Origin of the sequence: Actinomadura sp. NTSP31 (genome assembly GCF_041951385.1) — a bacterium.
GTDB lineage: Bacteria > Actinomycetota > Actinomycetes > Streptosporangiales > Streptosporangiaceae > Spirillospora > Spirillospora napierensis.
Map to the genome: position 1 here is coordinate 74,811 of NZ_JBGNUT010000039.1, position 23,537 is coordinate 98,347.

Genomic DNA, 23,537 nt, shown 5'->3' on the forward strand with positions numbered 1-23,537 from the left:
CAGGCCTTCCAGCGAAAGGAGAGTCCGATGCGCCGATGGTCGCCGCTCGTCGCGGTCTGCCTGGGCTCGTTCATGTTCATCGTCGACACCACGATCGTCGCGGTGGCGCTGCCCAGCGTCGCCGGCGGCCTGCACACCTCCCTGTCCGGCCTGCAGTGGGTCGCCAACGTCTACACCCTCGTCCTCGCCGTGCTGATGCTCCCGGCGGGCTCGCTCGCCGACCGGCACGGGCACCGCGCCGCCTACCTCGCCGGGCTGGCGATCTTCGCGGCGGCGTCGGCGGGCTGCGCGCTCGCCCCGGACGCGGCGGCCCTCATCGCCGCCCGCGCCGTCCAGGGGATCGGCGGCGCCGCCATGGCCGTCACCGCGTTCTCCCTGATCGGCGCCGTCTACCAGGGGCCCGAGATGCGGACGGCGATGGGCGTGTGGGGCGCCGTCAGCGGGCTCGGCGGCGCGGCCGGGCCGATGCTCGGCGGCGCCCTGACCGGCTGGCTCGGCTGGCGCGCGATCTTCCTGGTGAACCTTCCGGTCGCCCTCGCCACCATCGCGCTGACGGTGAAGGCGATCGGGCGCGGCGACCGGGCCGCGCGGCCCGTCCCGCTCGACCTGCCCGGCATGGCGCTGTTCGCCGTCTGCGCGGGCGCCCTCACCGCCGCGCTGACCCGGGCCGGCACCGACGGCTGGGACGCGGCCCCGGTGCTCGCCGGGCTGGCCGCCGCGCTCGCCGCACTGGCCGCGTTCGTCGCCCTCGAACCGCGCCGCCGGCATCCGCTGCTCGACCTCCGGCCGTTCCGCGAGCCCGCGTTCGCCGCCGTCATGGTCTGCGTGCTCGCCTCGTCGGCCGCGTTCGCCTGCCTGATCTACACCTCGGTCTGGCTCCAGTCGTCGGTCGGTCTCGGGCCCGTCCGCGCCGGCCTCGCGCTGATGCCGATGGCGCTGGCGACCTTCGCGGCCTCCACGCTGAGCGGGCGCCACGTCCCGCCGCGCGTCGCCGTCGGCGGCGGACTGCTGCTCAGCGGCATCGGCTGCGCATTGCAGGCGCACCTGGACGCCGGCTCCGGCGCGTCCTCGATCACGTTCGGGCTGGTCGTGACCGGCGCGGGCGTCGGCCTGATGATCCCCGCGATGGGCGCCGCCGTCATGACGGCGGCCCCGCCGGAGCGGCGCGGGACGGCCGCCGGCGCGATGACCACGTTCCGCCAGCTCGGCCAGACCCTCGGCGTCGCCGCCCTGGGCGTCCTGTTCCAGCACTCCCCGCACGACGCCGCCGCCGGCCTGGACCGCGTCTACCTCGCCGCCGCGATCACCGGCCTCGCCGCGGCGGCCCTCGCCTTCACCACCCTCAGGCGCGCTTCTTGAAGGCGCGCAGCGAGAGCGGAGCGAAGACGAGCGAGATGCCGACGCCCCAGGCCAGCGCGATCCAGGCGTGCTCCAGGACGGGGCCGCCGACCAGCAGCCCGCGCATCGACGCGACCAGCTGCGTCACCGGGCTGTTGTCCATGCAGAACGCCAGCCAGCCGGGGATGCCCTTGGTCGTCGGGATGAACGCCGTGCTCAGGAAGCTCAGCGGGAAGATCACCACGAAGCCGAAGATCTGCACCTTCTCCGGCTCGTTCACCTTCATCGCGATGAACACCGACGTCCACGAGAACAGCATCGCGAACGTGAGCAGCAGCAGGAACGCCAGGAGAACCGACAGCACACTGGTGTGCACCCGGAACCCGATCGCGAACCCCACCGCCAGCAGGATCAGCATCGACCACGCCTGCTTGACGGTGTCGGCCATGATCCGGCCCGCGAGGGGCGCCGCACGCGAGATCGGCAGGCTCCGGAACCGGTCGAACACCCCCTTGGTGATGTCGGTGTTCAACCCGAAACCGGTGCTCATCCCGGCGAACAGCGCGTTCTGCGCGATGATCCCCGGGATGACGATCGGCAGGTAGGCGTGCACGCTGCCGGCCATCGCCGGCCCGAACACGTAGGCGAACAGCAGCACGAACATGATGGGCTGGATGGACAGGTCCAGCAGCTCCATCGGGTTGTGCTTGATCTGGACCAGGTTGCGCCAGGCCAGCGTCAGCGTGTTGCGGACGGCGATGCCCGGCGACACCCGCTTGGCCAGGTCCTGCGGTGCGAACGCGGCGGTCGTCATGCCGACGCCCCTTCCCTGTCGGCGGCCTGCTCCAGCTCGCCGGCCTCCGCGTCGATGTCGTCGGTGTGGTGGCCGGTGAGGGCGAAGAACACCTCGTCCAGGCTGGACTTGCGCAGCGACAGCTCGCCGACCGCGACGCCCGCGTCGTCGAGCCGCCGCACGACCGCGGGCATCAGCGACGGATCGGTGATCGGCGCGGACACCAGCCCGTCCCGGATCTCCGGCTCCGATTCGGTGAGGTCCGCGACGATCCGCGCGGCGGCGTCGCCGTCGGACGCCCGGATCGGCCTCAGCTCCAGCACCTGCCCGCCGACCTGCGCTTTCAGCATGTCCGACGTGCCGTGCGCGATCACCTGGCCGCGGTCGATCACCACGATGTCGTCGGCGAGCTGGTCGGCCTCCTCCAGGTACTGCGTGGTCAGCAGCACGGTGACGCCGTCGTCGGTCAGCCCGCGGACGATGTCCCACAGGCCGTTGCGGCTGCGCGGGTCGAGGCCCGTGGTCGGCTCGTCCAGGAACAGGATCTGCGGCCGGCCGACCAGGCTCGCCGCCAGGTCGAGGCGGCGGCGCATCCCGCCCGAGTAGGTCTTGGCGGCGCGCTCCGCGGCGTCGGAGAGGTGGAACCGCTCCAGCAGCTCGGCCGCCCGCGCCCGCGACGCCCGGCGCGGCATGCCGAGCAGCCGGCCGATCAGGATCAGGTTCTCGGTGCCGGTGAGCATCTCGTCGACCCCGGCGTACTGCCCGGTCAGGCCGATCAGCTGCCGCACCTTGTGCGCGTCCTTCACCACGTCGAACCCGCCGACCCGGGCACTGCCCTCGGTCGGCTCGATCAGCGTGGCCAGGATCCGCGTCGCCGTCGTCTTCCCGGCGCCGTTCGGGCCGAGCATGCCCAGCACCGTGCCGGGCTCGGCGGTGAGAGAGACGCCGGCCAGCGCCCTGGTCTCACCGAACCGCTTCACCAGGCCCTCGGCCTGGATCGCGTGGGACATGTGATCTCCTAGGACTCGGTCCGCCGCACGTCCGGCCACTCTCCCAGCCGCTACTGACAAAACGCTGGTACACCGTCGATTTCTCCGGACGTTCTAAACTCGCGATGTGACGTCGGTGCGGCGCAGCCACCACAAGGACGGCGGGGGGTCGCACCCGCCGCGCCTGCGGCCGCCCGCGAACCGGGTCTCCCCGCGCGCCGTCGCGCACTGGGCCATCGAGTACTTCCTGCTGTGGGGCCTGGCGTTCGGCCTCGCGCTCGGCGTCGCCGCCTGGCTCGGCGACGCCGGATGGAGCGGCATGCCCGGCTGGCTGACCGGCCGCGTCGGCTGGCTGCCCTACATCATCGGGACCGCCGGGCTGCTCATCGTCACCGCCGCGCCGGTCTGGCGGTACCGGGTGCACCGCTGGGAGGTCAGCGCCGACGTCGTCTACACCCGCACCGGGTGGTTCAGCCGCGAATGGCTGCTGGTGCCGGTCGGCCGGATCCAGACCGTCGACACCGAGCAGGGCTGGATCGAACGGCTGCTGGGACTGGCCACCATCAAGGTCAACACCGCCTCGCACACCGGCTCCTCCGAGGTCTCCGGCCTGCCCCTGGCCGTGGCGACCCGGCTGGCCGAGCAGCTCGCGCACCGCGCGCACGACCTGCGCGACGACGCGACGTGAGCGTCCGGACCGGGACCGGGGGGTCCGCCGCCGCGGGGCCCCCGCCGCACCCCGCCGCCGCACCGCACCGCCGGCGCCTGCACCCGCTCACCTTCGTCGTCGGCGCCGTCCGGGAACTGGTCGCGCTGCTCGCCGCGGGCGCCACCGGGCTGCTGGTCGGCGGCGTGTCCATCGCCTTCTACTTCACCCTCGCCGGGCTCGCGTTCGGGCTGGTGTTCCACGTCGCCGGCTGGGCCACCTTCAGCTACGTCCTGCACGACGACCGCATCGAACTGCGCCGCGTCCTGCTCGGACGGTCCGTCAAGAGCATCCCGCGCGACCGGATCCGCGGCGTCGACGTCAGCACGTCCCTCCCGCACCGGCTGCTCGGCATCGCGGTCGTGCACATCGACGCCGGCGCCGAAGGCGGCGAGGGCACCCTCAACGCCGTCTCCCGCCGGGAGGCCGAGCGGCTGCGCCGGGTGCTGCTCGCCCGGCCGTCGGCCGAACTGCGCCCGCCCCGCCGCGTCCTCGCCCGGCTGGCGCCCCGCTGGTACCTGTACGCCCCGCTCAGCGGCGCCTACCTGCTCACCCCGTTCGCGCTGGCGGGCAGCGTGCTCGGCACCCTCTACAACCTGAGCGACGACCTCGGCCTCATCACCCGGCAGCGCGTCGAGACCGTCGGGCACGACGTCGCCGGCGCGGCCCCCGTCCTCGCCGTCGTGCTCCTCGTCCTGCTGCTCCTGGCCATGCCGGTCATGTCGGTGATCGTCTTCGCGCTGTTCAACTGGGACTTCACCGTGCACCAGCGGGACGGGTCGATCCTCGTCGAGCGCGGCCTGCTCACCCGCCGCGCGGTGTCCCTCGAACGCCGCCGGCTGCGCGGCGTCGAGCTGTCGGACAACCCGCTCGAACGGCGCGCCGGCATCGTCCGCCTCGGCGCCCTCATCACCGGCCTCGGCGACGCCGCGCACCGCGGCCGGCTGCTGCCCGCCGCGCCCAGGTCCGCCGCCGAGGACCTCGCGTCCCGGGTCCTCGGCCCGGTCCCCGGCCCGCTGGCCGCCCACCCCCGCGCCGCGCGCGGCCGCCGCGTCGCCCGCGCCGTCGCGCCCCCCGCCGGCGTCGCCGCGCTCGCCGTCCTGGCCGGCCAGCCGTGGGTCGCCTACGCCTGCGCCGCGCTGGCCGTCCTCGCCGTCCCGCTCGGCCTCGACCGCTACCGCCAGCTCGGGCACGGCACCGACGGCGAGCGCCTGACCGTCCGCTCCGGGTCGCTGCGCCGCCGCCAGGTCGTCGTGGAACACGGCGCCGTCATCGGCTGGCGCGTCCGCCGCACCCTCTTCCAGCGCCGCCTCGGCCTCGCCACCCTGTTCGTCGCGACCGGCGCCGGCGACGGCGGCTACTCCGCGACGGACATGGCCGAGTCCGACGCCGTGGCGTTCGCCGCCGCCATCACCCCCGAATGGCTCGAGCCGTTCATCGAGCGTCCGGCCCCGGCCTCGCACCTCGCGCGGGACGCCGGCTGAGCCGCCGAACGCGGAACACGGCGGTCATGCGGGACGCATGACCGCCGTGCCGGCGGGTCTCACTCGGGGCGGCGGGCGCCGAACATGATCTCGTCCCAGGACGGCACGGACGCGCGCTTGCCCTTGGACTTGCGCCGGGGCCGCGCGGGCCGCCGCTCCGGCGCCTCCGCCGCCGGGGCGGCCGGGGCCGGGGGAGCGGTGACCGGCTTGTCCGGCGCGGCGGCGGGCATGGGGGGCCGGGCCGGCTTCTTCTTCGCCGGCGGACGGGACGGCTCCCGCCGCGCCGGATGCTGCGGAGCCGGCTTCGGCGGCGCGGCCTTCTCCTCCGGCGCCTGCGCGGCCGCCGTCCGCGCCTCGCGCTCCGAGGCGGCCCGGTCGTCCTCGGGAGCCTCCGCGTCCGCGTCCTCGGCGGAGGTCTCCGGCGCCGGAGCGTCCCTGCGGGCGCTCTCGTCCGCCTCGTCACGCGACGGCGCCGCCTCCCGCCCGGCAGGCGCGCCGGCGTCGGCCCGCTGAGACTCGCCCTCGCCGGACGTCCGCACGTCCTCCCCAGAACGCTCGTCTTCAGCCGCCTGCGCGACTTCGCTCGACCGCTCGCCATCGGCGGGACGCGGCGTGCTCTCGTGCCGTGCGCTCTCGAGGCGGGGCTCGTCCTCGCCCTCGCGGGCGCTCGGGCTCTCCGCGGCGTGCCGCTGCTCGTCCTCGGCCTGCGCCTCTTCTTCGCGCGCGGCCTCCTCGGCCGCCGCTTCCTCGGGCGCTTCGCGACCCGGACGCGCGTCCTCACGAGCGGCTTCCTCGCGAGCGGCTTCCTCACGCGCCTGGGCTTCTTCACGGGCCGCTTCGTCGCGCGCACGAGCGTCTTCGCGGGTGCGGGCGTCCTCGCGGGCCGCTTCGTCACGCGCCCGGGCATCCTCGCGGGCCGCTTCGTCGCGCGCCCGAGCGTCCTCGCGGGTGCGGGCGTCTTCGCGAGCGGCGTCCTCACGTGCCTGGGCGTCTTCGCGGGCGGCTTCGTCCCGCGCCCGAGCGTCCTCACGCGCCCTAGCGTCTTCGCGGGCGGCTTCGTCGCGCGCACGGGCGTCTTCGCGGGTCCGGGCGTCCTCGCGAGCGGCTTTGTCGCGCGCCTGGGCGTCCTCGCGGGCTTGGGCATCCTCGCGGGCTCGGGTCTGCTCGCTGGACGCCAGGCTCTCGCGCGGCTGTGCCTTTTCGCCCGCATTCTGCGGACGGGCGTCCTGGAACCGCGTGTCCGCGCGGGCCTCGGCCTCTTCGCGCCGGTCCGCGTCGGCGGGGCGCTGCGCCGCGGCCTGCGGCTGCTCCTGGCGGGGGCGCGGCGGGCGGAGCTCGTCCTCGCGGGAGGAGCGGTCGTCGCGCGGCCGTGCGTCGGCCGGACGGGCGGGGGCCTCACGCAGGCGAGGGGCCTCGCGGGGGCCGTCCGAGGCGAGCGGACGGGACGCCTCGCGCAGCGGCGAGCCCTCGGCGGGCGCGTCGCGGAAGGCGGGGCGCGGGTCGACCATGCGGCCCCGCTCGACGATGTACTGCGGCGCCTCGGCGGGCCGCAGCGGACCGGGCGCGGCGGGCTGCTCCGGCTCGGCGGGCAGGCCGCGCGCGGAGACGTCCCTGTCGCTCGGGGGCCGGTCGTTCTGCACGACCTTCATCGCGGGGCGGCGCGGCACGAGCGGGGTAACGGTGTCGGACAGGGCCTCGTCGTCCCATTCGACGGCGGTGAGCCGCGCGGCGATCTCGTCCAGGGGCGAGACGTGCCGGCGGCGCGGGTCGAAGGACCACTCGGCGGCGTGCGGGCGTCCGTTGTCGAAGAACGACAGCCGGACCCGCCAGGTGGAGTCCTCGCACTTCCAGGAGTCCCACTCGACCTCCTCGAGGTCGACGCCGCCGCGGCCGAGCCGCTCCTCGACGGTCTCGCCGAGCGGCGGGCCGAGGGTGGTCTCGCCGGGGCGGCGCACGGCGACGCGCTGCGCCTGCTGGGCCATGTACTCGCGTTCCTGCAGGACCGGGCCCTCGAACCAGCGGATGCGTTCGACCGGGATCCCCGCCGATTCGGCGATCTCCTCCGCCGTCTCGCCGGACCGGATGCGGGCCTGGATCTCCTTGGGACGCAAGGGACTCTCCACTTCGATCTCGAACTGGCCGAGGCGGGAGAAGTGCCCACGGACCGCGGCGCGGAGCCGGTCGTCGACGGGCAGGGTGAACCGGGTGCCTCGGCCCGCGGTGGCCAGGACGAGGTACGTACCGTCCTCGCTGACCGCGACGAGGCGCAGCTCCTGCATGCGTGTCCTTCCTGCCCTGTCCTGACGGCACGGAGGGCGCCGGACCGTCCGGCCGCGGTCTCACCGGCCGGTCGCCCGTTGCCCGCCGAGGGCGCATGCGTGCCCTTCCCCCGGGTTCCCGAGTCTCTCTTCCGGACACACCTGCTGCCAGCACCGTACCCGGCATGTCCGAACATCGCCGCTCTCGAAGCCCTCTTCACGAGGCCGAAGAGGGCACCTGACCTAGCTTGCCGGTGCGGAGGCGCGGCCGTGGCCGCCCTGCCGGATTCTTGTGCATCCTTTTCCACACTGTGCCTGAGCCCGGCGGAGCGCTCCACCTCCTTGAGGTTAGGAGCGTCACGTCTGTGGCAGGAACACTCGGATCTTCCGATTAGTTTCGTTTCCGGGGGATTCGGGCGAACAGACAGGGGTGAAAGGGTCGATGCAGCGCAAGCTGCCGGATGTCAGCACGACGCAGCTCATCGCCAGCGGGGTGGCCACGCTGGTCGCCGCCGTGGGGGCGTCCTACCTGGGGGTCTACGGGACGATCATCGGTGCCGCGCTGATGAGCGTCATGTCGACGGCCGGTTCGGCGGTCTTCAAGCACTACCTCGACCGGGGCCGCACCCAGATCAAGGACCTGACGCACCTCCAGGCGGCGGTGAGCCGGCGGGACGCGGCGGACCAGGCCGCGGCGGAGGCGATGAGCGCCGACCCGACCCGGACCGTGGTGTGGCCCGGCGGCGGGGACCCGAACGCGACGCGGCTCGACCTGCACCTGCCCGGCGGCGGTGACCCGAACGCCACCCGTCTGGACCGCACCCCGGCCGAGACGGTCGCGGACACGCTCGCCGCGGCGGCCGGCCCGGACGCGCTGCGGGAGGTCGTCCGCCGCTCCGCGCTGGACGGCACCGTCGAGTGGGCCAAGCAGCACTGGACGAAGCTCGTGGTGTCGTCCGCGGCGATCTTCGCGATCGTGATCGGCGGCATCACCCTCTACGAGGCGACCACCGGCTCGCCCATCGGCAAGAATTCGGGCAGCGGCACCACCATCAGCAAGGCGCTGACCGGCGGCGGTGGCGGCGGCTCGCAGCAGACGCCGGAGTCGCCGTCGCCGTCGGGGCACTCCACCGGGCCCAGCGGCACGCCGACCCCCAGCTCGTCCGGTGAGACGACCTCGACCGGCACGCCCACCACCACGCCGCCCGCGACGACGCACAGGCCGACCGAGCCGACCGCGCCGACGTCCTCGGCCCCCAGCACGCCGAGCACGCCGAACACCCCGCAGCCGACGACGTCCTCGGACGGCGGGAACGACGGTCAGAAGAACGACCAGAACAACGCCGACCCCAACGCCGGCACGACCCCGTAAGAGGGCCGCGGGTCAGTCTCCGAAGACCTGGCGGGTGTAGGGGTTGGCGAAGCGGCGGTCGGGGTCGAGGTCGTCGCGCAGCTTCTGGAAGTCGCCGAAGCGGGGGTAGACCTTCTCCAGGTAGGTGGCGTCGCGGGTGTGGAGCTTGCCCCAGTGCGGGCGGCCGTCGAGGGCCGTCAGGAGGTCCTCGACGCCGCGGAAGTACTCCTGGTGCCGGTCCTTGTAGTAGACGTGGACGGCGATGAAGGCGGTGCGGCGGCCGTGGGCCATCGACAGCCAGGCGTCCTCCTCGGGGAGCAGCCGCACCTCGATCGGGAAGCTGATCCGCCAGTCCTTGCGGGCGAACAGGGAGCGCAGTTCGCGCAGCGCGGGGACGAGCTCCTCGCGCGGGATCGCGTACTCCTGCTCCTTGAAGCGGACGGTGCGCGGGCTGGTGAACACCTTGTAGGAGGTGTCGGTGTAGGTGCGGGCGCCGAGCGCCTTGGCGGAGATGCCGTTGACGAAGGGCGTGGCGGCCGGGGCCAGGTGGGTGAGCCGGTTGACGGCGCCGAAGACGGTGTTGGACAGGAACTCGTCGTCCAGCCAGTGCTTGAACCTCGGCAGCGGTTCGGCCGGGCCGTCGGCGCGGTTGTTGCGCTTGGTGAGGCAGCCTTCGGTGTGCGGGAACCAGTAGAACTCGAAGTGCTCGTTGGCGTGGTCGAACTCGTCGACGCGGGCGAGGACCTGGTCCCATTTCATCGGTTCCTCCCGCGCGCGCAGGAGGAAGATCGGGACGGTCCGCCAGGTGACGGCGGTGACGACGCCGAGGGCGCCGAGGCCGGCGCGGGCGGCGTCGAACAGCTCGGGCCGCTCGTCGCGCGAGCAGGTGACGACCGAGCCGTCGGCGAGGACGAGTTCGAGCGCGGCGACCTGGGAGGCCAGGCCGGCGGCGTCGCGTCCGGTGCCGTGGGTGGCGGTCTGCAGGGCGCCGGCGACGGTCTGCTCCTGGATGTCGCCCATGTTGGCCAGGGCCAGGCCGTGCTCGGCGAGGACGCGGTTGAACACGTGCAGCGGCAGTCCGGCCTCGACGGTGGCCAGCCCGGTGGCGGTGTCGACGGAGCGGACGGCGGTGAGCGAGTCCGGGCGCAGCAGCACGCCCTCGGCGACGGCGGCGCCGGTGAAGGAGTGGCCGGTGCCGGTCATCCGGACGGTGAGCCCGTCGGACGCGGCGGACCGGACCGCCGCGGCGACCTCGGCGGTGCTGCCCGGGGTCGCGACGCGATGCGGTGTGGCCTGCTGGTTTCCCGCCCAGTTCTGCCACTTGCGGTGGGTCACGGGTGACATGCGCCGACTCTACTCGGCAATCGATCGTGAGGAAAGTTCACGTTTACTCAGGGCGCGCGCCCCGGCCAGCCCGACCAGCGCGGCCGCCGCCGCCGACCCCAGCGGGACCAGGAACGCCGCGTGCGAGCCGGCCGCGTCCACGACCCGTCCCGACAGCGACGACCCGGCCGCCACCCCCACCCCGACGGACGTGGAGACGAGCGCGAGCCCCTCGGTCAGCTGGTGCGGCGGGACGAGCCGCTCCACCAGCCCGTAGCCGGGGATGATCGTCGGCGAGATCGCCAGGCCGGAGAAGAAGACCACGGCCATCATCAGCCACAGGTTCCCGACCAGGACGGGCGGGACGAGCCCGGCCGTCAGCAGGCCGAGGCCGGCGAGGAAGCGCCGGGCGAGCGGGCGCCGCCAGTGCCGCGCCCCGTACCAGAGCGCCGCGGTGCCGCTGCCGAGCGCGTAGCAGCCGAGCAGCAGGCCGGCGAGGGCCTTGTGCCCCTTCTCCTGGGCGAACGCGACGCCGCTGACGTCGATCGCGCCGAACACCATGCCGAGCGCCAGGAACACCGGCGTGATCACGACGACGCCGGGATTGCGGAACACCCCGCCGCGCGTCCCGGGGGCGCGCGGGCGGGGCGGCGGTTCGGTGCCGCGCTGCGCAGCGAGCGCCAGGCAGCCGGTCAGCGTGCAGGCGACGGCCGCCCCGAGGCCCGCCGCCGGGTGCACCCCGGTGGCCAGCGCCGTGACGACCAGCGGCCCGGCGACGAAGATGCTCTCGTCCACGACGGACTCGAACGAGAACGCGGTGTGCAGCCGGGCGGGGCAGTCGCGCAGCACGTTCGACCACCGCGCCCGCACCCACGCGCCCAGCGACACCTGCGTCAGCCCGGCGGCCGCCGCGGCGGGGAACAGCGTCCACACCGGCAGCCCGGCCAGCGCGAAGCCGATCAGCACGGCGAAGCTCGCGGTGTTCGCCGCCACCAGCGGAAGCAGGACGCGGCGCTGCCCGTACCGGTCGGCGTACCGGGCGCTGAGCGGGGCGCCGACCGCGTAGGAGAGGGACAGGGTCGCCGTCACGGATCCGGCGATACCGTACGATCCGGTAACCGCGGACACGAGAAGGACGATGCCGATCCCCACCATGGACATCGACATGCGGCCGACGAACCCGGCGGCGACGAAGGGCCGGGCGCCGGGAACCGACAGCAGCTCCCGGTACGGGCCGGACATCCGCGACTCCCCTCCCGACCGGGAGGAGGGGCGCCCCCCGGCACCCGTCGTTCGACTTCAGCCCCATGATCACGTTACCTGGGGGAAAGAAGTGCCAAGACGTGTAACTCACCCGTAGCGACACTCGTTGGGAAATGTTGTGGCTCCTCCATCAGCACCGCGCGCGGCCGCGGACGGGGCGCCGGCCGCCCCCGCGCCGGCCGGGCGCCCGCCCCGGCAGCGGCCGCAGAAGAAGCAGCGCCAGGGCCGGCCGGTGCGCGCCGCCGGCCGGGACCCGGCGCCGGGCGGCCCGCGGCGGAGCCTGCCGCTGCTCATCGCGACCATCGCCGTGCTCGCCGTCGCCAGCACGTCCGCGGGGGTCTACGCGGCGCTGACCACGGACGACTCCACGTCCGCGGGCTCCTCCGGCGGGCCGCACGGCGACCCGCCGCCGAGCGCGGGCGCGGGCGACCCGGTGAAGGTCGTCGACGGCGGGCAGGTCGCCCCGCTGCGCCGCGTCGTCCCGCCGGACGTGCTCGCCGCCGAGCCCGGGTCCATCTCCGCCACAAAGATCGCCAAGATCGCGAAGCTGGCGAAGGTCCGCGACGTGGTCGCGGTCGCCGGCGGGGCCGTCCAGCTCCAGGGCCGGCAGGTGAACGCGTTCGCGGTCGACCCGTCCTCGTTCCGCTCCTGGACGCCGCCCGGCACGGCGAAGAAGACCGACCTGTGGGCGGCGCTCGCCGCCGACCGGTTCGTGGTCTCGCCGGAGGCCGCCGAGCAGCTGCAGCTGACCCGCGGCTACGAGTACCCGGTGGTCGGCCGGACGGTCCCGAAGCTGACCATGGGCGGCTCCGGCGAGCTCGGCCTGCCCGGGATCAACATGCTGGTCAGCAAGAGGTCCGGGACGCAGATGGGCCTCGTCCCGAACGTCGCGCTGCTGGTGAACGCGCCCGGGGTGAGCCCCGCCAAGGTCGTCAAGGCGGTCCGCAGGATCCTCGGCGCGCACTCGAACGTGGTGAACCTGCACGACGCCAAGTACCAGTCGTCCGGCACCGGCGGGAAGGCGACGAGCTACCTCGACCTGTACAAGCAGGCCGCCACCGCCTGCCCGGGCCTGTCGTGGACGGTGCTCGCCGCGATCGGCCAGGTGGAGAGCGACCACGGGCGCAACGCCGGGCGCTCCAGCGCCGGCGCGCTCGGCCCGATGCAGTTCATGCCGGCCACCTGGAAGGTCTACGGGGTGGACGGCGACCGGGACGGCAAGGCCGACATCATGAACCCCTACGACGCCATCCCGGGCGCGGCGAAGTACCTGTGCGCCAACGGCGCCGGCAGGGGCGGGCAGCAGCTGTACCAGGCGGTCTGGCACTACAACCACGCCGACTGGTACGTCCAGAAGGTCCTCAACCTCGCCCGGGCGTACGCGGCCCGCTACCGCTGACCGGTCGGCTCGGTCCTCACCCGGAGGCCGTCCCGTCGGCGCGATGGCGACGCGAAGGCCCGGTGCTCCGCCCGTGGCGGGGCACCGGGAACGGGCTGGTTGGATGGAGGGCATGACGTCCCATGACGCGTTGCTTCTGCTGTCCTTCGGGGGGCCGGAGGGCCCCGAGGACGTGATCCCGTTCCTGGAGAACGTCACCCGCGGCCGCGACATCCCGCGCGCACGGCTGGAGAAGGTGGGGGAGCACTACCACCTGTTCGGCGGGGTCAGCCCGATCAACCGGCTGTGCCGGGAGCTGAAGGCCGCGATCGAGGCCGACTTCGCCGCCCACGGCGTGGACCTGCCCGTGTACTGGGGCAACCGGAACTGGACACCGTACCTGGCCGACACCGTCCGGCAGATGAGGGACGACGGGATCCGGCACGCGGCGGCGTTCGTCACGTCCGCCTACAGCGGCTACTCCACCAACGACCAGTACCTCCAGGACATCGCGCGGGCGCGCGAGGAGGTCCCCGGCGCCCCCGAGATCGACAAGCTGCCCGTCTACTGGGACCGGCCCGGCTTCCTCGACCCGTTCGCGGACGCGGCGCGGGACGCGCTCGGCCGGCTGCCGGACGGCGCGCGGCTGCTGTTCACCGCGCACAGCGTCCCGCTGTCCCAGCCGAACCGCGACCTGTACGTCGCGGAGCTGGAGCAGGCGTCGCGCGCGCTCGCGGACCGGGCTGCCCCCGGAACGCCGTGGGATCTCGTCTACCAGAGCCGCAGCGGCCCGCCGTCGCAGCCGTGGCTGGAGCCGCAGATCACCGACCACCTGGAGAAGCTCGCCGGCGAGGGGGTCCGCGCGGTGGCGGCCGTGCCGGTCGGGTTCGTCTCCGACCACATGGAGGTCAAGTACGACCTCGACGTGGAGGCGGCCGGACGCGCCGCCGAGCTGGGCATCGCGTTCGTCCGCGCCGCGACGCCCGGCAGCGACCCGCGCTTCGCCGCGCTGCCGCGCCAGCTGATGGAGGAGAAAGAATGAGCGAAGCGAACCGGGGGGCGCGGGGGGTCGTCCCCCCTCGGGAGACCCGAGCGAGTCTGCCGGAGGACCTGCTGGAGCTGGCCGCCGCGACGGCCCGGGAGGCGGGCCGGATGCTGGTCGACAAGCGCCCGGCGGGCGGCCCGGACGTGGTGCAGACCAAGTCGTCGCCGACCGACGTCGTCACCCAGATGGACCGCGCCGCCGAAGCGCTGATCATCGAGCGGATCCGGGCGGCCCGCCCGGACGACGCCTTCCTCGGCGAGGAGGGCGGCGAGCACGGCGGCGGCAGCGGCGTCCGGTGGGTGATCGACCCCATCGACGGGACCGTCAACTACCTCTACGACCTGCCGGACTGGGCGGTCAGCATCGCCGCCGAGGTGGACGGCGCCGCGGTCGCGGGCGCGGTGGAGATGCCGCGGCGCGGCGAGTCGTACACGGCCTTCCGGGGCGGCGGCGCGCTGCTGCACACCGCGTCCGGGACCCGCGAGCTGCGGGTGACCGAGCGGGTGCCGCTGAGCCAGGCCCTGGTCGCGACGGGGTTCGGCTACGACGCCGGACGGCGCGCCGCGCAGGCGCGGGTGCTCACCGGGGTGCTGCCGGCCGTCCGGGACATCCGGCGCGGCGGGTCGTGCTGCGTGGACCTGTGCTCGCTGGCCGCCGGGCGCCTCGACGCCTACTACGAGCGGGGCGTCCAGGCGTGGGACATCGGCGCCGGCGCGCTGATCGTGCAGGAGGCGGGCGGGCGCGTCGAGGGGCTGCACGGCGCCGCGCCGGGGCCGGAGCTGACCATGGCGGCCGGGCCGGGCACCTTCGAGGCGCTGCACGCGCTCCTGGCGCCCCTCGACCCCCTCAGGGACTAGCCGGCCGGACGAGCCCGGGAACCGGCCCCGCCGGACGAGCCCGGGGACCGGCCGGGCGGACGAGAAGAGCCCGGGACATGGGCGTCCCGGGCTCCGCGCGTCGGGCGTCTCAGTCGCAGCGGGGTGGTTCGACGCCGATGTCGTTGTTCGCTGCGATCCGGCGCAGTTCGTTGATCTCCTCCTGGCGGATGTCCGCCAGGTAGGTGTCGCCTTCCGCGTGGGCGCTGCGCAGCGACGCGTACGCGTCGTCGAGTCGCTGCTTGATCGTGCGTGACAACTCGCCCATGGGCCTCCTCCCGGATCGTGCCCATGCCTACCCAGCCGTAGGCTGAAGGTAAACCTTGTTCGCCGGTGCAATTTTCGCGGATCCTTACGCCGCCAGTTAACGCGGCGCGGCGAACGCCACCTTGAACGGGTGTTTACGGGCGTCTTACGACTTCCGTGGCATATCTGGGACCACGGGGCGGACCGCGCCCCGACCGGAAGGGGACGCAGAGTGCGTGTTCTAGTCGTCGAGGACGAGCGGGTGCTCGCCGACGCGATCGCGACCGGCCTGCGCCGCGAGGCGCTGGCCGTGGACGTGGCCTACGACGGCGCCGGCGCGCTGGAGCGCGCCCAGGTGAACGAGTACGACGTGATCGTCCTGGACCGCGACCTGCCGCGGGTGCACGGCGACGACGTGTGCAAGCAGCTGGTGGCGCAGCGCTACCCGGCGCGGATCATCATGCTGACCGCCGCCGGCGAGCTGGACGACCGGGTCGAGGGCCTGTCCATCGGCGCCGACGACTACCTGGCCAAGCCGTTCGCGTTCGCCGAGCTGATCGCCCGGGTGCGGGCGCTCGGCCGGCGGGCCGCGGCGCCGCTGCCGCCGGTGCTGGAACGCGCGGGGATCGCGCTCGACCCGGCCCGCCGCGAGGTGACCCGCGACGCGCATCCGGTGGAGCTGACCCGCAAGGAGTTCGCGGTGCTGGAGGTGCTGCTCAGCGCGGACGGCGCCGTCGTCAGCTCCGAGCAGCTGCTGGAGAAGGCCTGGGACGAGCACATCGACCCGTTCACCAACGTGGTCCGCGTCACCATGATGACCCTGCGCAAGAAGCTCGGCGACCCCCCGGTGATCGAGACCGTGCCCGGAGTGGGATACCGCCTGTGACGACCGAATCCGGACCCCAGGACCACGAGGCCGAGCAGGCCCCCGGCACCGACCAGACCGGGCCGGACGAGCGGCCCGCGCGCCCCGGCCGGTGGCGGCGGCCCGGCCCGCAGCAGGTCCCCGGCCCCGAGCAGGGCGGCCGGGGCGGGTGGCGGGCCGAGGGCGGCGCGTCGTTCGGCGAGCTGACGAAGCTGCCCGGCCGGATGAGCGTCCGGCTGCGGCTCACCCTGCTGTACGGGCTGCTGTTCTTCATGGCCGGCGCGCTGCTGCTGTTCGTGATGTCGGTGCTGGTCGCCAACATCCTCGGCAACGTCAAGGTGATCGGGCTCGGCTTCATCTCCGACGAGCAGGCGGTGGAGCTGCAGCACCAGTTCGTCGAGCAGACGATGAAGCAGCTCGTCGGCCGGTCGCTGATGGCGCTGGCCGGGGTCGGGGTGATCACCCTGGTGCTCGGCTGGTTCGTCGCCGACCGGGCGCTCAGCCCGCTGCAGCGGGTCACCGCGACGGCCCGCCGGCTGTCGGAGAGCACCCTGCACGAGCGGATCGCGCTGGAGGGCCCCGACGACGAGATCAAGGAGCTGGCCGACACCTTCGACGCGATGCTGGAGCGGCTCGGGCAGGCCTTCGACTCCCAGCGCCGGTTCGTCGCGAACGCCTCGCACGAGCTGCGCACGCCGCTCGCGATCAACCGGACGCTGCTGGAGGTGGCGCTCGGCGACCCCGAGGCGTCCGACGACCTGCGCACCGTCGGCCGGACGCTGCTGGCCACCAACGCCCGGCACGAGCGGCTCATCGAGGGCCTGCTGCTGCTCGCCCGCAGCGAGCGCGAGCTGACCACCCGCAACCCCGTCGACCTCGCCGAGGTCGCCGCGACGGTGCTGGAGCACGCCGCGCGCCGCGACCACGACAACGACGTGGCCGTGCACCCGGAGCTGACGTCCGGGACGGCGCTGGGCGACCCGGTGCTGCTGGAGCACCTGGTGTCCAACCTCGTCGACAACGCGATCAAGCACAACGAGGCCGACGGCGGCGAGCTGTGGATCCGCACCGGGCTGCTCGACGGCTACGCCACCGTGCAGGTCGAGAACACCGGCCCGGTCGTGCCCGCCTACGAGGTCGAGCGGCTCTTCGAGCCGTTCCGGCGGCTGAACTCCGACCGGGTCGAGTCGGCCAAGGGCGCGGGCCTCGGGCTGTCGATCGTCCGCTCGGTGGTGCTGGCGCACCGCGGCGCCGTGTACGCGGTGCCGCGCCCGGGCGGCGGGCTGATCGTCACCGTCCGGCTCCAGCCGGGCTGACGGCCCCCGGCCGCTACTTCAGCGCGGCGGACGCCACCGTCGGATCGCCGTCGTAGTCCATGCCCAGGTTCACGTACTTGCCGCTGACCAGCGCGCCGCCGCCGTCGTAGACGAGCGGGACCAGCGCCATGTCGTCCAGCGCCGTCCTCTCGGCCCGCTTGTACAGGTCGGTGCGGGCGGGCGCGGAGGAGGTGCGGACCGCGTTGGAGATCAGGTCGTCGAAGCCCTGGTTCTTCCAGCCGGACAGGTTGTAGTAGTCGTTCTTCGGGGTCGCGACGATGGTGCCGCCCAGCAGCGGCCACAGCATCGAGTAGGGCGCCGGGTAGTCGGGGCCCCACGCGAACAGGACCAGCCCGGAGGCGTCGTCCGCCACGACGGTGCTGCGGAACTTGGTGAAGTCGGCGATCGGCGTCAGCTTCGTCTCGACCTTCCAGCCGAGCACCGACCTTAGCTGCTGGACGACGGCCTCGGCCGCCGGCTGGTTCGTGGCGGACTGCTGGAGGTACAGCCGGACGGTCGTGCCCGGCCGCAGGCCGGCCTGCTCCGCGAGCTCCTTCGCCTTGGCCGGGTCGGGCGCGTCGCACGACGCGCAGGCGCCCGGCGCGCCGAAACCGGAGAGCGAGGGCGGGACGATCCCGTGCGCCGGCTGGTCGGCCGGGCCCCACACCGAGGCCAGCTGCCGCCGGTCCAGCGCGTAGGACACCGCGAGCCTGGCCTCCTTGGACGCCATCGGCCCGCGCGCGGTGATCGGGACGAGCATCCGGGTGAACGGCAGCGTCTTCGTGACCAGCCCGCTCGTCCCGCGCGCGGCGGCGAGGTCGGAGCCGCGCAGCGACGCCCACCCGGCCCTGCCCGCGGTGAACGCGGAGCGCCCCTGGGCCGCATCCGCGGTGAGGTCGACCTGGACGCCGTCGAGCTTGGTCGCGCCGAAGGCCCACCGGTCGTTGCGGACGAGGACGACGCTCTTGCCCTTGCTGTACGTCTGGACCTTGAACGGCCCGTTGCCGACGGGGTTCAAGTTGTAGGTGTTGTTGGCCGACGCCCCCGCCGAGCGCGGGACGGGCGCGAAGACCGGGTCGGCGAGGCGGTCGGGGAAGTCGCAGCTCGACGAGGTCAGCCGCACGGTCAGGCCGTCGCCGGCCGCCTGGACGCCGGACAGCGCGTCCGCCTTCCCCGTGGAGACCTCGGAGTACCCGGCGATGTCGGACATGAGGACCGGGCCCGCGCCGGTCGCGGTCGCGGCGCTGCGCGCCCAGCCGCGCGCGAACGCCGCCGCGTCCACCGGCTCGCCGTTGCTGAAGGTCGTCCCGCCCCGGATGGTGATCGTCCAGTTCGTGCAGGTGGCGTCCGGTTTGATGGCGGTGGCGAGCCGGTCGTGCCGCGTGCCGTCGGGCCCGGTCTCGGTGAGCCCGGTGAACAGCTGCTTGCCGAGGAACCGCTCGGTGCCGCTGTAGCTGTGCGACGGGTCGATCACGCCCTGGTCGGTGCCGACGTCCGACACCGACATCTGCAGCGTCCCGCCGACCCGTCCGATGGGCGGCTCCGGATCGGGGTCGCCGCCGCCGTCCATGTTGACGACGATGACGGTGGCGATGACCGCGAGCGCGACGAGGGCGGCGCCGCCCGCGCCGGCGAGGACGCCGATCCGCCTGCGCGACCCGGGGCGGGGCGGCTTCGTCATGTCGACCCCGGGCGCGGGCGGGGCCTGCGGCCCGGACGGCCAGGTCGACGGCCCGGCGTAGGCGGACGGCCCCGACCACGGCCCGCCCGGCGCCTGCGGGCCCGGCATCGGGACGCCCTGCGGCATGGGGGCCGGCGGGGGCGGCTGCGGGACGGGCGCCTGAGGGGCCGGCGCGAAGCGCGGATGCGAGTCGTGCGGCCCGGGCGTCAGCGGCTGCCGGACGCTCAGCGGCGACGGCGCCGCCTGGAGCCGCGCCGAGTCCGCCGCGGCCGTCTCGGCGCCCCGGCTCAGCATCTCGTCGGCCGGGTCGCCGGTCCCGCCGCCGGGCTTCGGCGGGTTGCCCGCCAGCGTCAGCAGCATCGCCAGGGCCTGCTGCGAGGCCGGCCGCAGCGCCGGGTCCTTGCTGAGGCAGCCCGCCACGACGCCGCGCAGCGGCTCGGGCGTCATGCCGAGGTCCGGCGCCATGTTGAGGATGCGGTGCATCACCGCCGGGATGGAGTCCTGCCCGAAGGCGGCCCGGCCGGTCGCGGCGAACGCCATCGTGGCGCCCCAGGCGAACACGTCGGCGGCGGGCCCGACCGGCGCCCCGGAGATCTGCTCGGGCGCCATGTAGGCGGGCGTCCCGACGGCGGTGCTGGACAGCGTGCCCGTCGCGTCCAGCGCGCGGGCGATGCCGAAGTCGATCACCCGCGGGCCGTCCTCGGCGAGCAGCACGTTCGCCGGCTTGAAGTCGCGGTGCACGATCCCGGCCTGGTGGATGGCGGCCAGCGCGGTCATCGTGCCGATCGCGAGCCGGTCCAGGTCCGCGCCGCGCAGCGGGCCGCCCGCGGCCAGCGCCGCCGACAGCGACGGGCCGTCGATGTACTCGCTGACGATGTAGGGCCGGTCGCCCTCGACGTCGGAGTCCAGGATGCGGGCGGTGCAGAACGCGGAGACGCGCTGCGCCACCGCGACCTCGGCGGCGAACCGCGACCGGGCCTTCGGATCGGCGCTGAAGCGCGCGTGCAGCAGCTTCACCGCGACCCGGTGGCCCGGCTCGTCCTCGGCGAGGTAGACCGCGCCCTGCCCGCCCTCGCCGAGCAGGCCCGTCAGCCGGTAGCCGCCCAGGCGCTCCGGATCGCCCGGACGGAGCGGGCGGATGTCGGCCATGATCAGTTGTGCACGGTCCCGGACGCCGACGCGGTCGGATCGCTGCGGTTCTCGCGCCACTCCCACCGCATCGTGCTGCCGCCCGGGGCCACGAAGCGGACGTACCCCGGCGCGCAGTTCGACCTCTCCTGGCCCGCCATGGGCGTCTCCTGGTACTCGACCATGCTGCTGCTCTCATCGCCCGACAGCAGGGACAGCTTGGTGTAGCAGGTGGGCTGCGCGCCGTTGTAGTCGTACGTCGCGGTGCCGTAGGTGTACACCAGCGCGAACTTCGCCGTGAAGTTCTGGTGGCCGGACGGGGCGCCCGGCTGGTAGCCGGTGCCGTCCCAGACCCCGACCAGCCCGCCCCTGGCCGAGGTGGTCGGGGTCTCGTCGTCGGTCGGCGGCGTGTAGATCGAGGTCGACGTCGGGCTGGGCCCGGCGTCGTCGTCGCTGTTGGCCGCGATGACGACGAGCACCACGACCCCGATGAGCACGATCAGCGCCAGCACGCCGCAGCCGATCGCGATGGCCGGCCCCGGCGAGCTCGACTTGCCGGACGGCGGCCCGTACGTCGGCGGGGGCGGCGGCTGCATCGGCGGTTGCATGGGAGGCCGCTGCCCTATCGGCATGTTCGGCGGCGGGGGCTGCATGCCGCCCTGGTACATCGGCATGGGCGGCGGCGTGATCGGCTGCGGGGGCGGCGTCGCCGGCCCGCCCATGCCGCCCTGCATCCCGCCGCCCTGCATGCCGCCCTGGTGCAGCGGCATCGGCGGCGGGGTGATCGACTGCTGCGGCGGCTGCGGGCGCGGCGCGGGCGGCACCCGCGGCGGCGCCGGCATCTGCGCGGCGATCCGGGTGCCCTGGTTGAGCAGGTCCTCCTGCCCGGCGGCCGGGTTCGACGGCGCGGCGCCGACGGCGCCGAGCAGGTTCAGCAGCAGCTGCGGCGCCGGCGGGCGCAGCCCCGCGTCCTTGGACAGGCAGCGGGCGACCAGGTCGCGCACCGGCCCCGGCGGCAGCGCCGACAGGTCCGGGTCCTCGTTGAGGATGCGGTTGATGATGACCGGCAGCGTGTCGGCCTCGAACGGCGACTGCCCGGTGGCCGCGAACACCATCGTCGCGCCCCAGGCGAAGATGTCGACCGCGGGCGTCAGCGGCGCGCCGGTCAGCTGCTCGGGCGCCAGGTAGCCGGGCGTGCCGACCACCATGCCGGTGGCGGTGACGGCGCTCTCTTGCGAGTTGACCGTCCGGGCGATGCCGAAGTCGACCACGCGCGGGCCGTCGGAGGCCAGCATCACGTTGTTGGGCTTGAAGTCGCGGTGCACGATCCCGGCCTCGTGGATGGCCGCGAGGGCCGTCACGGTGCCGATCGCCAGCCGCTCCAGCTCGGCGGCGCCGAGCGGGCCGTTGTGCGCGACCACGTCGTGCAGCGACGGGCCGTCGATGAACTCGCTGACGACGTACGGCTGGTCGCCGTGCACGTCGGCCTCGAGCACCCGCGCGGTGCAGAACGGCTCCACCTTCTGGGCCGCCGCCACCTCCCGGGTGAACCGGGCGCGCGCCGCCGGGTCGTTGGCCATCTGCGCGTGCAGCAGCTTGACGGCGACGTACTCGCCGCCCGGCGCCCGGCCGAGGAAGACCGCGCCCTGCCCTCCGGCGCCGAGCCGGCCGACGACCTCGAACTGACCCAGCGCCCTGGGATCGCCCGGCTCCAGCGGAGCGGCATCCGGCATCTGATCCTCCAGTGACCCGCAGTGATGTCCCGCGACATGATGCGCCCGGGCCCGTCCGAGGCCGCGGTTCCCCGCGGGGCCCGGGCTCGCGCGGGCGGACCCGCGCGGGCTCGTCCCCCCGGCCTCAGGCGGGCACGATATCGCGTTAGTTCAGACGTTTCACCGAAGCTTCTGGTTCAGCGGCCGACCAGCCGGTTCGGGCCGTCCCGCGCGCCGCGGGCCGGTCGGCGCGCGCAACGCTCCCGGGACCGATATGCTCCCCGCCGCCGCGGGTACCCCCGGCGGGCGCCACCGGCCCTTCGGGAGCACGCCGGAGCGCCGGCCGGGCGTGTGAGGGACGACACATCGCGAGGACGGGAAACGGGTGATCGGCGTCACCCGTGGGACCGGTCGCGCCTCGTGTGTCACAGCTCACCAAACGTGACAGAATTTCCCGCCCGGATCGGGCACAAGAACGGTCCCCCGAGCGTTAGTTCCGCGCGACGGGGCGCATAAAGCACTGAGGGGGATGGAGATAGAAGATGGCGACCGACTACGACAGCCCACGCAAGACAGACGACGACCTGAGCGAGGACAGCCTCCAGGAGCTCCAGGCCCGGCGCGCCGACAAGGCCGCGAGCATCATCGACGAGGACCTGGACGCCGGTGAGGTCGCCGAGCTGCCCGGCGCCGACCTGTCCAACGAGGAACTGACCTTCCGGGTGGTGCCCCGGCAGGCCGACGAGTTCACCTGCACCCGCTGCTTCCTGGTGCACCACCGCAGCCAGCTGGCCACCGAGAAGAACGGCCAGCCGGTCTGCCGCGAGTGCGCGGCCTGAGTGCCACGGCATGGCGGGTGACCTCGAACGACGCCGCGACGATGTGGAGCCGGCGCCCGGCGGCGGCTCCACCGAGCTCGGCGAGCTGATCGGCAGGCTCGCCGGCGACGACGAGATGGACCGCGAGACCCGCGGGCGGCTGCTCGGCCGGCTCGCCCGGCTGCTCGGCCAGGGGGCCCGCCGGGCCGGCGCCGCGGGGATCGCGCGCGGCCGCCTGCTGGCCGACCTGCTGGTCGAGGCGGCCCCGCACATCCCGATCCGCGATCTGGAGACGCTGAGCCGCCATCACCACGGGCTGGCGGGCGAGGACCTCGCCGACAACGTGGTCCGGGTGGCGGGCCACGCCACCACCGGGGTCGGCGCGGCCGGCGGCGCGCTGGCCGCGGTGGAGTTCGCCGCCCCGCCGCTGCTGCTGACGGCCCCCGCCCAGATCGCGGCGGAGACGCTGGTGGTCGCGGCGATCGAGGTGAAGATGATCGCGGAGCTGCACGAGGTGTACGGGGTCCGCGTGCAGGGGACGGGCACCGCGCGCGGCGCGGCGTTCGTCACCGCGTGGGCCCGCCAGCGGGGCGTCAACCCGCTGGAGGGCGGCACGTTCACCAGCGCGCTCGGCTCGGCGGCGAAGGCGACGCTCCGAAAACGGATGATGCGGACGTTCGGCCGCCACATGACGACGATGGGTCCGCTGCTGACCGGCGCCGCCGCGGGCGCCGCGCTCAACCGGGCCGCGACGCGGGCGCTGGCGGCCAAGGTCCGGCAGGACCTGCGCGGCACCGCGCCCTCCCCGCCGCCGCTCCCGGGCGGCCCTCCCCGCTGACTCCTCCCGACCGCCGATCCATCGCGACCGCGGCCCAGGGGCCTCGCTCCCGGCGGCCCCGCCCCCGGACCGCGCCGCACTCCATCCCGCGCCCGAACGGCGTCGTGGCCGGTCCCGACTTGTCCGGGAC

The 23,537-nt window shown here is 74.4% G+C and carries 19 protein-coding genes; 11 read left to right on the top strand and 8 right to left on the bottom strand.

Annotation, left to right across the window (positions count from 1 at the left end):
• The first annotated feature begins 27 nt into the window (after window positions 1–27).
• Window positions 28–1,359 carry an MFS transporter gene (locus ACA514_RS42635; protein WP_375047172.1) on the top strand — a complete coding sequence of 444 codons (1,332 nt, stop codon included), beginning with the start codon at window positions 28–30 and terminating at the stop codon, window positions 1,357–1,359.
• Here ACA514_RS42635 and ACA514_RS42640 read toward each other — a convergent pair.
• Entirely contained in the window at window positions 1,343–2,152 is an 810-nt protein-coding gene (locus tag ACA514_RS42640) for an ABC transporter permease (protein WP_375047173.1), read from the bottom strand. The two genes, ACA514_RS42635 and ACA514_RS42640, sit on opposite strands and share 17 nt — an antisense overlap.
• Window positions 2,149–3,141, bottom strand: coding sequence for an ATP-binding cassette domain-containing protein (locus ACA514_RS42645; RefSeq protein WP_375047174.1), 993 nt, complete (start codon window positions 3,139–3,141; stop codon window positions 2,149–2,151). Before ACA514_RS42645 ends, ACA514_RS42640 begins: the two co-directional genes overlap by 4 nt.
• Before the next feature lie 106 nt (window positions 3,142–3,247).
• Between ACA514_RS42645 and ACA514_RS42650 the strand changes: the two genes are divergently transcribed.
• A complete protein-coding gene (locus tag ACA514_RS42650; RefSeq protein WP_375047175.1) occupies window positions 3,248–3,808 on the top strand; it encodes a PH domain-containing protein in 561 nt (186 codons plus the stop codon).
• On the top strand, window positions 3,805–5,310 hold the full coding sequence (locus tag ACA514_RS42655) for a PH domain-containing protein (protein ID WP_375047176.1): 1,506 nt from the start codon (window positions 3,805–3,807) through the stop codon (window positions 5,308–5,310). Before ACA514_RS42650 ends, ACA514_RS42655 begins: the two co-directional genes overlap by 4 nt.
• Before the next feature lie 59 nt (window positions 5,311–5,369).
• Here the strand turns inward: ACA514_RS42655 and sepH are convergent, their stop codons facing one another.
• Window positions 5,370–7,589 (bottom strand): septation protein SepH, encoded by a 2,220-nt coding sequence (gene sepH, locus ACA514_RS42660; protein WP_375047177.1) that lies wholly within the window; start codon window positions 7,587–7,589, stop codon window positions 5,370–5,372.
• A 421-nt stretch (window positions 7,590–8,010) separates the two neighbouring features.
• Between sepH and ACA514_RS42665 the strand changes: the two genes are divergently transcribed.
• Window positions 8,011–8,940: a hypothetical protein gene (locus tag ACA514_RS42665; protein WP_375047178.1), complete on the top strand. Its 930-nt coding sequence runs from the start codon at window positions 8,011–8,013 to the stop codon at window positions 8,938–8,940.
• A gap of 12 nt (window positions 8,941–8,952) precedes the next feature.
• On the opposite strand, the gene ACA514_RS42670 is transcribed toward ACA514_RS42665, so the two are convergent.
• Window positions 8,953–10,263 (bottom strand): D-arabinono-1,4-lactone oxidase, encoded by a 1,311-nt coding sequence (locus ACA514_RS42670; RefSeq protein WP_375047179.1) that lies wholly within the window; start codon window positions 10,261–10,263, stop codon window positions 8,953–8,955.
• 9 nt (window positions 10,264–10,272) lie between these two features.
• Window positions 10,273–11,484 (bottom strand): MFS transporter, encoded by a 1,212-nt coding sequence (locus ACA514_RS42675; protein WP_375047180.1) that lies wholly within the window; start codon window positions 11,482–11,484, stop codon window positions 10,273–10,275.
• A gap of 139 nt (window positions 11,485–11,623) precedes the next feature.
• Between ACA514_RS42675 and ACA514_RS42680 the strand changes: the two genes are divergently transcribed.
• The 3 genes from ACA514_RS42680 to ACA514_RS42690 all read left to right on the top strand — a co-directional run bounded on the left by ACA514_RS42680 (window position 11,624) and on the right by ACA514_RS42690 (window position 14,785).
• Window positions 11,624–12,904, top strand: a complete 1,281-nt coding sequence (locus ACA514_RS42680) for a lytic transglycosylase domain-containing protein (protein ID WP_375047181.1) — start codon at window positions 11,624–11,626, stop codon at window positions 12,902–12,904.
• Between the two features lie 112 nt (window positions 12,905–13,016).
• Window positions 13,017–13,925, top strand: coding sequence for a ferrochelatase (locus ACA514_RS42685; protein ID WP_375047182.1), 909 nt, complete (start codon window positions 13,017–13,019; stop codon window positions 13,923–13,925).
• The gene (locus ACA514_RS42690; RefSeq protein WP_375047183.1) at window positions 13,922–14,785 is read left to right on the top strand and encodes an inositol monophosphatase family protein; all 864 of its coding nucleotides are present in this window, start codon (window positions 13,922–13,924) and stop codon (window positions 14,783–14,785) included. Before ACA514_RS42685 ends, ACA514_RS42690 begins: the two co-directional genes overlap by 4 nt.
• A 109-nt stretch (window positions 14,786–14,894) precedes the next feature.
• Here ACA514_RS42690 and ACA514_RS42695 read toward each other — a convergent pair whose 3' ends face one another.
• A complete protein-coding gene (locus tag ACA514_RS42695; RefSeq protein WP_173095336.1) occupies window positions 14,895–15,071 on the bottom strand; it encodes a hypothetical protein in 177 nt (58 codons plus the stop codon).
• Window positions 15,072–15,281: 210 nt separating this feature from the next.
• On the opposite strand from ACA514_RS42695, the gene ACA514_RS42700 reads away from it, so the two are divergent.
• The gene (locus ACA514_RS42700) at window positions 15,282–15,935 is read left to right on the top strand and encodes a response regulator transcription factor (RefSeq protein WP_344277143.1); all 654 of its coding nucleotides are present in this window, start codon (window positions 15,282–15,284) and stop codon (window positions 15,933–15,935) included.
• A complete protein-coding gene (locus ACA514_RS42705; RefSeq protein WP_375047184.1) occupies window positions 15,932–17,230 on the top strand; it encodes a sensor histidine kinase in 1,299 nt (432 codons plus the stop codon). The genes ACA514_RS42700 and ACA514_RS42705 overlap by 4 nt, the downstream gene beginning before the upstream one ends.
• A gap of 13 nt (window positions 17,231–17,243) precedes the next feature.
• Here ACA514_RS42705 and ACA514_RS42710 read toward each other — a convergent pair whose 3' ends face one another.
• Together ACA514_RS42710 and ACA514_RS42715 are read right to left on the bottom strand one after the other, a co-directional pair.
• A complete protein-coding gene (locus ACA514_RS42710) occupies window positions 17,244–20,060 on the bottom strand; it encodes an ABC transporter substrate-binding protein (RefSeq protein WP_375047185.1) in 2,817 nt (938 codons plus the stop codon).
• A gap of 2 nt (window positions 20,061–20,062) precedes the next feature.
• The gene (locus ACA514_RS42715; protein ID WP_375047186.1) at window positions 20,063–21,772 is read right to left on the bottom strand and encodes a serine/threonine-protein kinase; all 1,710 of its coding nucleotides are present in this window, start codon (window positions 21,770–21,772) and stop codon (window positions 20,063–20,065) included.
• 521 nt (window positions 21,773–22,293) lie between these two features.
• Between ACA514_RS42715 and ACA514_RS42720 the strand changes: the two genes are divergently transcribed.
• Complete coding sequence (locus ACA514_RS42720) at window positions 22,294–22,590, top strand: DUF4193 domain-containing protein (protein WP_117404125.1); 297 nt, start codon at window positions 22,294–22,296, stop codon at window positions 22,588–22,590.
• Window positions 22,591–22,600: 10 nt separating this feature from the next.
• Entirely contained in the window at window positions 22,601–23,407 is an 807-nt protein-coding gene (locus ACA514_RS42725; protein WP_375047187.1) for a hypothetical protein, read from the top strand.
• The last annotated feature ends 130 nt before the right edge of the window (window positions 23,408–23,537 follow it).